The sequence below is a fragment of the Dyadobacter sp. AC419 genome, assembly GCF_979253085.1.
The window spans coordinates 314,471-325,732 of record NZ_CEEDCD010000019.1 but is presented as its reverse complement, the minus strand read 5'-3'; the positions used below and the strand labels follow the sequence as shown (position 1 = coordinate 325,732).

Genomic DNA, 11,262 nt, shown 5'->3' with positions numbered 1-11,262 from the left:
CGCGTTTAAAATGTGTTGCTTTGCAGTTTGCTCACATAACTGGAAGGACTGATGCCGAACTGCTTCTGAAAATCTCTGGAAAAGTTGGTAGGAATGCTGTAACCGACCATATCAGCGACTTCGTTGATCTTGTATTTATTCTCTGCCAAAAGCTCCGCAGCTCTTTTCAGTCGCGAAAGGTTAATGAGCTCGTTCGGCGTCATATCCGAAATGCCTTTGATCTTGCGATACAATGTAGGCCGGCTCATGTTCATTAAGGAAGAAAGCAAATCCACGTCCAGGTTACTGTCGGCAATGCGTTTGGAAATGATGGCGTTAAGCTGCTCTAAAAACTGCTTGTCGGCCGTCGTGAATGCAATGCCGCGGATGTGCGTCAGCGGTGAGCGCGCAAAATATTCCTTGATAATGTTGCGGTTGTTGATCAGATTGGTGATCTGCGCGGCCAGATGATCCAGTGAAAACGGCTTTTCAATGTAGGCGTCCGCTCCTACCTCCAGCCCTTCAATTTTGGAGTTGATCGAGTTTTTAGCCGTTAATAGAATGATCGGAATGTGGCTGAACTGCACGTCGTTCTTCATTTTTCTGCAAAGCTGGATCCCGTCCATCACCGGCATCATAATGTCGCTGATCACCAAGTGCACATTTTCGTGCTGCAATATTTCAACCGCCTGCTGGCCGTCCAAAGCACGCATTACATTATAAGTGGCGCTCAATTCCCGGCTCAGGTAAGTCAGGATTTCAACATTATCCTCCACGATCAGGATCACAGGCTTGGCCGGATCGGGCGTCTGACTTTGTTCGTCAGTGATCAGAAATTCGGGTGAAACTTCGCCGGTGTCCCCTTTCAGGTCCATTTCATAATCCTGGTGAATGGGCAGCGAAAGCAGGAATGTGTTTGTTTGTTCATCCCGGTGTTTCAGTTCCAAACTGCCTTTGTGCAGCTCGGCAAGCGACCGTGCAAGCGGAAGACCGATGCCGGTTCCCTCCTGTTTCTGGCTGGCGGCAACCCGGTAAAACGGCTCGAAAATCTTGTCTTTTTCCTCATCGCCAATGACCAGTCCGTCATTCGTAAATTCAATATAAAAAAGCAGATCGTCGCTGCTGAAAGGCAAAAGTTTCACCTTAACTGCATTGTCGGCGTATTTAATGGCATTGTTAATGAGGTTACTAATGATCTTTTTGCAGGCTTCAATGTCCACATAAGCGTGCAATGTGATCCTGGGCAGCTCGATTTTGTAGTTGAGGTTCTTTTGCTCAGCGGCTGGTCTGAATATCGAAAAGACCTCGCCTAGCAGCTCATTAATGTCTGTTTTGGTAAAATTCAAACTGAAATTATTCGCCTCCGCTTTCCTGAAATCGAGCAGCTGATTGGTCAGGTCAATGAGGCGGTTGGCATTTTTATTAATCATAGTCAGGTTCTCAAATGTTTCCGCATCGGCCTTTTCGTCAGCCAGCAGCTTGTCGAGCGGCATTTTGATGAGCGTCAGCGGCGTTCTGATTTCGTGGGCAACGTTGGTAAAAAAGTCGATCTTGGCATTGTAGATCTCGCGCTCCTTGCCAATTTCGATGGCGTCAATTTCGCGCTTGTTCTTCTCGCCCATCGCCAGGTGATAATAGCGGAAAACCGTGATCCCGATGGCGGCCACAATTGTGCTGTAAAGCATATAAGCCCAGCCGGTAGCCCACCACGGCGGCAGAATGTCAATGTTCAGCCTAGTTTCCCGGTCGTTCCACACCTGATCGTTGTTCGACCCCTTAATCCTTAACACATAATGACCCGGCGGGAGTTTTGAAAAAGAGATTTTTTTGCTGCTGCTCAATGTAACCCACTGCGGTTCAAGCCCCTCCATCATGTATTTATAACTATTCATTTCCGGCGTCACGTAACTGAGCGCCGCTACATCAAAACTCAGACTGGATCGGTCATACGGCAGCTTGATCCGTCCCGTATAAATCGGCGATTCAGTCAGCGGCGAATCTTTGCCGCCAATGCGCAGCTCCTGGTTATTGGCCTGAATGCTGGTCACGTATACCGGAGGAACGTAAGTATTCTTTTTAAATGAAGCCGGTTTAAAGCTGATCAGACCTGCTACTGTGCCAAAAAACAGCGTTCCGTCATCATTTTTGAAGGAAGAATTGTAGTTAAACTGTTCACTAAGCAGCCCGTTGGCCTCATTGTAATTGGTAAATTTCCCCGTTTTTGAATTGAGCATAGACAAGCCGCGAGAAGTCGAAATCCAGAAATTGCCCATGTCATCTTCCAAAACCCGGAAAACCTGATTATCGGGCAGGCCGTCTTCAATCCGATAATTTTTAAACTGCTGCGAAACCGCATTATAGCGTGAAAGTCCGTGCTCGGTGCAGAACCAGAAATCGCCGTTTTTGCTTTGGTAAAGGCTGTTAATGTAGTTATCCAGCAGCCCGCCTTTTTTGCTGGCATCATACTGAATCCTGCCTTTTTTTCCTGTTTTTGGATTAAAATAAAATATCCCGCCGCCATAACTCGCCACCCACAATGTGCCTTCCTTGTCCTCGTGAATGCTCTGCACCTGCGTGTTCACAAATGTCATTGGTGTAAAATCGTTCCTGCTACGGTTGTATTTAAACAGCCCTGACCACGTTCCCACCAGGATTTCATTCGCTTTGGTTTTATAAAGCGTCACTACGAAGTTGCTCCCGAAAGTGTTGGGCATGCTCGTGCTGTAATGGCGGATCACTTTATTGGTTTTCAGATCCATCACATCCAGTCCATGCTCGTAAGTTCCAATCCAAAGCTCGTCGCCATCTGCGACCAAACCGTGGAGGTTCCGGTATGCAATGCTTCCTTTTTTCCCGTCAGGCAGAAATGATTTGAATGTTCCCGTTTGCAAATCCAGCTGGTTGAGGCCCGCGTCCTCTGTTCCGATCCAGAGCTTTCCATATTTGTCCTTCACCATTTCGTGGATCAGATTCCCGCTAATGCTGTTGCCGGGCTGCGGGAAATATTTCTGAAAACGGTTGAATTCAGACGAGTAATAATTGACGCCGCCAAACTGTGTGCTGATCCAGATGCCGCCCTCGCGATCTTTGAAAATGGAATTAATAATGTTGTCCGTGATCGAGTAAGGATTGTATTTCTCCTTCACGATCTGCTTCATTTTCCTCTTTTTCAAATCCAAAATAAAAAGCCCGGATTCTGAGCCCAGCCAATATTCGTCTTTGCCGTTCTGGAAGAATGTATGAATGTAAATGTCCTGATTCTGTGCAGTTTGCTGTGAAATGTCGGTAATGTTGCCCGTTTGGTGATTGAAAAGCAACAACGTTTTCATATTCCCAATCAGCAGCGTAGAATCAGAAACGGCGTGCAGGCGCATGTTGGAAAAAATCTCATTAACACGGCCCGAAAGGTCAAATTTAGCCACCGTGCCCAATTCGGGATGATAACGCCGGATGACGCCATTGCTGAATGTCGCCCAGACCTTCCCGCTGGTGGAAACGTGTATAGCCACCGTGTTCGCCGCATCAGGAAGCGCTGTAACTTTTCCTGTTTTGTAATCAAACCTGTAAAGTTGATTATCCGAAATAATCCACACGCCGCCGTCCTGATCGCCGCGGATCATTCGCACCTCGCCCGTCGGAATTAATTTGAAGACAGAAAATTGATCTGAAACAGGATTATAGATATAAACTCCTTTATGCGTGCCGATCCAGAGTTTCTCGTCGCCATCCTCGGAAATTGAGAAAACGGAGTTGCTTCCCAGACTGGTAGAATCGCCTTCTTTGCTCCTGAAAATCTTGAAAGAATTGCCGTCAAAACGGTTGAGCCCGTTGCGGCTGGCGATCCAGATAAATCCTTTTTTGTCCTGGATAATGTCACCCGTAGCATTGCCCGAAAGGCCATCCGAAACTTTATAATTTTTGAAATAATACGGCACTTCCTGACCCACACAGGCCAGATATAAAAACACGAAGCAGAACGTAGAAAGCAGCTTTTTCACTTAGGCATCCGAACAAAGTCAGCTTTTAAACCGACCCTTTCTTGTTGAACATTTTTATAAATATATCCCTGTAAAATCATCGGTAATTAATAAAACTTAATGTTGAGACGAATTGATCTAAAATTGAGACTCACAGATCATTCCATTAATCAGCAAAGCAGGAAATTCGCACCACTGTAAATAAGTCCAATATTTTAGTTGGATAGTAACAAGTCGGGAGTTTCAAATTCCAATTTAACCAACAATTTAATGAAAAATAATTTGTACAAAATGGCGCAAGCTGCTAAAAAGCGGATGCGGATGAGCTGGTCTGCCGGAACAGCAATCGCGATGCTTTTGGGCGTACTTGTGACCATTTCCGGGGTAGCACAAGCCCAAACGGGCACCCCAGTTTCTGGTAAAGTTTCTGATGAGCAAGGCGCTTTGCCGGGTGTTTCGGTTGTGGAAAAAGGCACAACAAACGGAACTACTACCGATGTCGAAGGAAAATTCACATTGCAGCTCTCAGCAGGCGCAACGGCCATCACCGTTTCCAGCGTTGGCTATGTGGCTCAGGATGTGGACGTAACAAACAAGTCAAATGTGGAAATCACATTGGCAGAAGATCAAAAAACCCTTAATGAAGTGGTCGTGATCGGATACGGATCTTTGAACAAAAGAGAAGTTTCGAGCGCGATCACGCACCTTTCTTCTTCGGACCTGCTTCGTGTGGAAGCAATAACCCGCTGATGGCGATCCAGGGAAAAGTGGCCGGACTTTCGGTAACGAACACGTCCAGCGCGGATCCTAACTCCTCGCCTAACATTCAGTTGCGCGGTGCTTCCTCACGCAGCGCGGGTCTGGGGCCATTGTATGTCATCAACGGAATTCCGGGCGGTAACATTGACAACATTAACCAGAATGAGATCGAATCCATCGACGTCCTGAAAGGCGGTGCGGCTTCGGCGATCTACGGAACGCGCGGAAGCAACGGGGTGATCGTGATCACAACCAAAAAAGGCTCGGCCGAATCGCGCTTATTTTATGACGGTTACACGACTTTCGATTATCTGACCAACCAGCTTGAAGTGCTTTCCAAAGACCAGTTTTTGGCCAACAAACGCGGGGTTGATTTCGGCGGAAATACGGACTGGATGAAGGAAGTAAGCCGTCAGCCATCGTTTTCACACAAGCATACATTGCAGTTTTCGGGTGGAAATGGCAAGACGAACTATTTCAGCTCGGTCGATTTCCGGGATGCGCAAGGCATTGACCTTCGTGCCGGAAAAAAGAGAATATGGTGGCCGCGTGAACATTAACCATACCACTGCCAATGACATGTTTGCATTGACATTTAGTGTGGCACCGCGTTATGCTAAAACAAGCGACGCGGATTACAGCGGATTCAATTATGCATTGACATTGAACCCGACGGTTTCAGTTCGCGATTCTGCGGGTCGTTACAACTACATTAACTCCGGATTTTTCGCTAATAACCCGGTTGAGAATGCTAAAACCGTGATCCGCGATTCGGAAATTAAATATCTGGACTTGAACGGTTCTGCGAAATGGAACATTCTGCAAAATCTGAACACGACTTTGACATTTGGAGAAGTGAGCAAATCGACTCGCAGATATTGGTTTACGCCTTCCACCAACACAACAGTTGTCAACGGAAACAAGCGCAATTCGGCGAGGCAGTATCTGGACGACAATGATCAGAAGAGTTTGGAATGGTTGGGAAATTACTTCCTGGATCTGGACAAACATTCGATCAAATTGCTTGCGGGTTACTCTTATCAATATTTTACCAACTCCGGTTTTGATGCAGCTAACGAAAAATTCCCATCCGATGTGCTTTCCTATAATGGCCTCGGAACGGGATTATGGAACCTGGAAGAAGGCGTTAATGGCGTTGCTTCATACAAAAACACTGCGAAGCTGATTGCATTCTTCGGACGTGTTAACTACGATTTTGACCAAAAATATTACGTGTCTGCCAGTCTTCGCCGCGAGGGTTCTTCCAAATTCGGCTATGACAACAAATGGGGATATTTCCCGGCTGCATCGCTTGCATGGCGCGTGACGCAGGAAAGCTTCTTGAAAGACATTCCCTGGCTGAACGAATTGAAAGTGCGCGCCGATTATGGTGAAACTGGAAACCAGGATTTTGACAGTTACAAATCGCTTGATACATACGGCGGCTATGGTTACTATCCTTACAATGGCAGTCCTTACCAGGTTTGGGGTCCTAACCAAAACACCAACTACAACCTGCGCTGGGAAAAAGCGATCAACTTCAATGCGGGTGTGGATTTTGAGCTTTTCAGCAGCAAGATCAATGGTAGTTTGAATTATTACGTGCGCACCAACAAGGATCTGTTGGGTAACTACAATGTGCCTAACCCGCCAAACATTCAGGGTCAGACATTTGCCAACGTAGGAACAATGCGTAACACGGGGGTTGAGTTGCAATTGAATGCAGCAGTTGTAAACAAAGGCGATTTCAGCTATAACCTGGGCATCACAGGCGCTTGGAATGACAACAAATTTGTTTCGTTCTCCAATGATCTGTATAAAGGACAAAAGTTTGTTGACGTTGTAGGCATGCCTGCACCGGGAAGCCCTGGAACATTGCAGCGTTTGCAGGAAGATCAGCGGATCGGCAGTTTTTATGCACTTAAATCTGCGGGCGTAAATGATGATGGCGCATTGCTGGTTTACAACAGAAACGGGGACATTGTGCCTGCTAATGAAGCCAATAATGATGACAAGCAGTTTGTAGGAAACGGTCTTCCTAAGTTCACAACGGGGATTACCAACTCATTCAAATACAAAAACTGGCATTTTAAGCGTGTTCCTGCGTGGCACATTCGGCTACAAGCTTTTCAACACGTATGCCTTCTATCTGGGAACTCCGGCTGCTCAGGAAAATGCCAATGTGCTTACTTCGGCGTATGATGGCAGCAAATATTCCAAGCTGAGCAGCACGTCAACTTATTCGTCGCTTTCAGATTACTTCCTGGAACCGGGCGGATTTTTGAAAATCGACAACATTACGCTCAGCTACACGCAGCCGTTGAAAACCAAGTTTATGCAGTCGGCGCGCATTTACGCGACGACCAGAAACCTGGCAACATTCACCAAGTTCACGGGCGGCGATCCCGACCTGATCCAGGTGAACGGACTTTACCCGGGCGTTCGCACTAATGGCGACAACAACGGCACGCTGGATTACTCACCCTTCGACGACTCAGTTGCTGCTGGGCTTACAACTTACATTCTAATAAGCTGACCTAATTCGAAAAATGAAAAGGACTCAAATTTCAAAATATATGCTCCGGTTTGCTGCCTGTGCGCTGCTGTCTGTAACGGCGGGCTGCACCAACCTGGACGAAGAATTATACGACCGGATCACCTCGGAAAACTTCCTGCAAACGCGCGATGACGTGACGCGGGACTTTTTGAGGGCATTCGAACACAGTTACTGGACCATTCAGGGTGGCAGCACATTCATGCTGCAAGAGAACAGTTCCGATGAAATGATGACGCCAAACCGCCAGGGTGACTGGTTTGACGGCGGGCAGTTTCAGCGCGTGCATTATCACACCTGGACTCCGCAGGACAACTATACAACCGATGCCTGGAACGCACTTTACGGAGGCGTAACGCTGGCGACCAACTCGCTGGAAGATTTGGAAGGCATCACCGATCCGTCCAAATTCGAAATGACGCGTGAAGAGCTGGACGGCATGATCGCTGAACTGAAAGTGCTCCGCGCGTGGCTGAACATTCGTTTGCTGGATTTTTACAGAAACATTGTCATTGTTACCAAAGTAAAAGGCCAGACCGAAGGCGGTCAGCAAGTTTCTCCGCAAGAAGCATTTGCCTTCATTGAGCAGGAATTGAAAGATGCGCTTCCAAAGCTTTCGACCAACACGACATTGGGCAACAATGTATCGGGACGCTGGACAAAAGGCGGCGCAGCCGCATTGCTGGTAAGACTTTATCTGAATGCAAAAGTCTACACCGGAACCGACCGTTTCAAAGATTGTGAAACGCTTGCGCAGGAGATTATCGACGGCAAATATGGCGCTTATGCATTGGAGACACGTTGGGACGCTCCTTTTGATTACACCAACCCGACTTCGAAAGAAACAATGTTCGGATTCCCGGGCAGCTTTGCGCAAACGCACTGGCAGTATGATGGTGGCATGTATTTCTGGATGCTGCCTAACCTGGCGCCAAGCTATTTCGGATTCACCGATTTTGGCAATGCCAACCCGAAATATGCGATGCAGCCGGGCCGCGACGTGGACAGCGTGGAATACAGCTTTACTTTGGGGAAACCGTTTATCAAATTCCAAAAGTATAAGGATGATCTGCGTTTGAAAAAATACAAAAACCTGGGTGGCAGCAAGCGTGAAGGAATGTTCCTTTACGGATATTTGCCTTACACCAATGCAGCGGGCAAGCAGGACACAGTAAGAGGTTTCAAAGGCCCTTATCCCCTGTTTTTGCGCGATCAGGTGGGTAAATTTTTGGATGCGAAACCAGGAACCAAGATTGCCGACAAGGTTTCGAATATGAACAATGCCGACAACAATTCAGGCCTTTATCCCGTGAAATATCCTTACTATCCAAGTGATGATCCGAACAAGATTTCATCGGCTTATGCAGAAATCCGTTTTGCAGAGATCTATTATTCTCTGGCTGAATGTAAATATCGCGCAGGCAACAAAGCGGCGGCGGCAACATTGCTGAACACCGTCCGCAAACGCAACTATCCAGCCGGCTCGCCAAGCCTTTATAAAGCCAACGGCGCTGAGCTGACCGACCAGGAAATGCTCGACGAATGGATGCGTGAATTCCTTGCAGAAGGCCGCAGAAGAACGGATCTGATCCGCTGGGGCGTGTTTACAACCGGCACATGGTGGGACAAAAAACCGGACGCGGACAATCACACAGAGATTTTCCCGATCGGACAAAATGTGCTGAACTCTTCACCACAATTGAAGCAAAACCCTGGTTACTAACATATATTTAAATGAAATTTAAAAAGCCAAGTTTGGCTGTGCTGAGTACTGCAATTTTGGTTGCAGTGCTCGGCTCGGCCAGCACTTTCAACATAAAGCCAGCAACCCATGCTGGCTTTTCAGATGTAAAACGCCCGCGCGAAGCATGGGTGCTGCGCTCGGTGCTCGATTCCAGACCACGGATTCTCAGCATTGCATTGCACGATAATCTCTGGCTCGCCTACAACACCAAAACCGCTGCTTTATACAAAGCCTGGACAGGAAAAATCGATTTCAGCGGACCTGTTTACACCTCTTCGCACGGCCCGCAGCCCGTTTCGATCGGAACCACTTACATGGAGGAACCGGACGAAAATCCGTGGCGCATCACCGCGGATGGCAAAGAAATCACGCCGGAGATCAGCTACAAAGGCCACACCGTGCTGGACAATCAGGTAACATTGAAATACGACCTGGATTATCAGGGCAAAAAGATTTCAGTTGAAGAAAGACCTGAGTTTTTTGATGCCGGAAATGGAAAAGCGGGCTTTGAACGTGTATTCACCGTTGCTAATGCTCCTGCGGGCGCTCAGTTAACATTGAATGTGCACTTGAATTCGCTGACTGCTGCAACGGATTACAAAACAGACGGCAAGTTTTCAGTGACCAATGAGCGTGACGAAACTGCTGGAAACAAGAGCTTCAAAGCCGTTGATGGAAAACTGGTTTTGAACAACAATGGCAAAACAACATTGTCAGTAAACCTGACCGAAAAACCTGCGCAACCGCAATCCGCTCAGCAAGAAAGTAAGGCGGATATGGTGGCAGGACGTTTTGCAAAAAGCGACTGTAACACGTGCCATAATCAGGAAGTAAAAACCGTTGGACCAGCCTACAAAGCCATTGCTGAGCGTTATGAAAACAATGATAAAAACAAGAATGCGCTCGTTACCAAAGTAATCAAAGGCGGCGCAGGCAACTGGGGACAAATCGCCATGTCGCCGCACCCAGATTTGAAAAAAGAGGATGCAGAAACAATGGTTTCCTACATTCTGGAACTGGATGCAGACAAGGAAAGAGCACAGGCAGCAAACAAATTAATGCCCAAGCCCGCTTATCCTATTGTTCTTAAATCCATCGCTCCGGCAAAAGTCGCTTCCGCAACCGAGAAGCCAAACGCGGCCCGACCGGGCATCGCGGTGAACATTTATCAATTTGCCAGCGGCATCGGAAGCGTTCCGGAAGTTAATGATGAAATGTTGCCCGTTAAATCCGGCACGATCAATGCGTTGCATTTGGATGACAAAGATTTTGGTGATCTGAAAGACAACTTCGCCATTTACGCAAGCGGTTTTATCAACATTAAAAAAACGACCAACATTGTTTTCAGACTCGTATGCGATGATGGCGGAAAGCTTTTTTATTGATAACCAAATGGTGATCGATAATGGCGTAAACCACGGATTGCAACCGACGGACGGTGAGATCATTTTGAAACCAGGCAAGCACCCTTTCCGCGTTGAATATTATCAGGGCGCATTTGGCAAAGGACTTTCGTTGCAATGGCGGCCATATGGCAGCAAAGAATTCGTTGTTGTTCCGCCAAGTGTTTTCACTTACAAAGGTGCCGATATTAAAAAGACCGGCGAAACGCCTGTTGACGTTAAAAAAGAAGACGTTCCGGGAGATAAGTCGCCACTCGTTGCCGTTCACCCAAGCTTTACATTGGCGCAGGCAAGGCCGGATAATTTCCAGCCAAGAGTAGGCGGAATGGATTTCCTTGCGGATGGCAGAATGGTCGTAAGCACCTGGGATTCGCTGGGCTCGGTTTACATTGTAGACGGCCGCAAAGCAGCAACGCCAAATGACATTAAGGTAAAACGCATTGCCTATGGCCTGGCCGAGCCGCTAGGCTTGAAAGTCGTGGATGATGAAATTTACATCATGCAAAAACAGGAACTGACCAAGCTGATCGACCTGAACAAAGATGAGCTCATCGACGAATATCAGACCATTTGCAACGGCTGGAAAGTTTCTGCCAACTTCCACGAATTCGCATTCGGGCTGGTGTACAAAGACGGCTATTTCTACGGAACACTAGCAACGGCCATTAACCCCGGCGGAGCAAGCACCAAACCACAGATCCCGGACCGTGGAAAAGTGGTTAAAATCTCTAAAAAGGACGGCTCATTCACATTCGTAGCATCGGGATTAAGAGACGCCAAATGGCATCGGTTTGGGTGTGGATAATGAAATATTCATCGCCGATAACCAGGGCGACTGGCTGCCAG

At 47.5% G+C, this 11,262-nt stretch carries 8 protein-coding genes; 7 read left to right on the top strand and 1 reads right to left on the bottom strand.

Going from position 1 to position 11,262, the window contains the following annotated elements; all coding sequences use genetic code 11:
• Nucleotides 1-5 precede the first annotated feature (5 nt).
• Nucleotides 6-3,977 (bottom strand): hybrid sensor histidine kinase/response regulator transcription factor, encoded by a 3,972-nt coding sequence (locus AC0IYG_RS14950; RefSeq protein ID WP_471711865.1) that lies wholly within the window; start codon nt 3,975-3,977, stop codon nt 6-8.
• Nucleotides 3,978-4,226: 249 nt separating this feature from the next.
• Between AC0IYG_RS14950 and AC0IYG_RS14945 the strand changes: the two genes are divergently transcribed.
• Genes AC0IYG_RS14945 through AC0IYG_RS14915 form a run of 7 tightly spaced genes read left to right on the top strand, consistent with a single transcriptional unit; the run spans nt 4,227 to nt 11,221 of the window.
• Nucleotides 4,227-4,706 carry a carboxypeptidase-like regulatory domain-containing protein gene (locus AC0IYG_RS14945; RefSeq protein ID WP_471711864.1) on the top strand — a complete coding sequence of 160 codons (480 nt, stop codon included), beginning with the start codon at nt 4,227-4,229 and terminating at the stop codon, nt 4,704-4,706.
• Entirely contained in the window at nt 4,706-5,275 is a 570-nt protein-coding gene (locus AC0IYG_RS14940) for a TonB-dependent receptor plug domain-containing protein (protein ID WP_471711863.1), read from the top strand. The genes AC0IYG_RS14945 and AC0IYG_RS14940 overlap by 1 nt, the downstream gene beginning before the upstream one ends.
• Entirely contained in the window at nt 5,235-6,917 is a 1,683-nt protein-coding gene (locus AC0IYG_RS14935) for a TonB-dependent receptor domain-containing protein (protein ID WP_471711862.1), read from the top strand. The genes AC0IYG_RS14940 and AC0IYG_RS14935 overlap by 41 nt, the downstream gene beginning before the upstream one ends.
• Entirely contained in the window at nt 6,898-7,251 is a 354-nt protein-coding gene (locus AC0IYG_RS14930) for a hypothetical protein (RefSeq protein ID WP_471711861.1), read from the top strand. Before AC0IYG_RS14935 ends, AC0IYG_RS14930 begins: the two co-directional genes overlap by 20 nt.
• Nucleotides 7,252-7,264: 13 nt before the next feature.
• Nucleotides 7,265-8,992 carry a RagB/SusD family nutrient uptake outer membrane protein gene (locus AC0IYG_RS14925; RefSeq protein WP_471711860.1) on the top strand — a complete coding sequence of 576 codons (1,728 nt, stop codon included), beginning with the start codon at nt 7,265-7,267 and terminating at the stop codon, nt 8,990-8,992.
• 11 nt (nt 8,993-9,003) lie between these two features.
• Nucleotides 9,004-10,398: a c-type cytochrome gene (locus AC0IYG_RS14920; protein WP_471711859.1), complete on the top strand. Its 1,395-nt coding sequence runs from the start codon at nt 9,004-9,006 to the stop codon at nt 10,396-10,398.
• Nucleotides 10,373-11,221, top strand: coding sequence for a hypothetical protein (locus AC0IYG_RS14915; protein WP_471711858.1), 849 nt, complete (start codon nt 10,373-10,375; stop codon nt 11,219-11,221). Before AC0IYG_RS14920 ends, AC0IYG_RS14915 begins: the two co-directional genes overlap by 26 nt.
• The last annotated feature ends 41 nt before the right edge of the window (nt 11,222-11,262 follow it).

Excerpts from the sequence above, each read along its gene's own strand:
- AC0IYG_RS14925 (WP_471711860.1), top strand. The coding sequence starts at position 7,265 with ATGAAAAGGACTCAAATTTCAAAATATATGCTCCGGTTTGCTGCCTGT.
- AC0IYG_RS14920 (WP_471711859.1), top strand. The coding sequence starts at position 9,004 with ATGAAATTTAAAAAGCCAAGTTTGGCTGTGCTGAGTACTGCAATTTTG.
- AC0IYG_RS14945 (WP_471711864.1), top strand. The coding sequence starts at position 4,227 with ATGAAAAATAATTTGTACAAAATGGCGCAAGCTGCTAAAAAGCGGATG.
- AC0IYG_RS14915 (WP_471711858.1), top strand. The coding sequence starts at position 10,373 with ATGATGGCGGAAAGCTTTTTTATTGATAACCAAATGGTGATCGATAAT.
- AC0IYG_RS14940 (WP_471711863.1), top strand. The coding sequence starts at position 4,706 with ATGGCGATCCAGGGAAAAGTGGCCGGACTTTCGGTAACGAACACGTCC.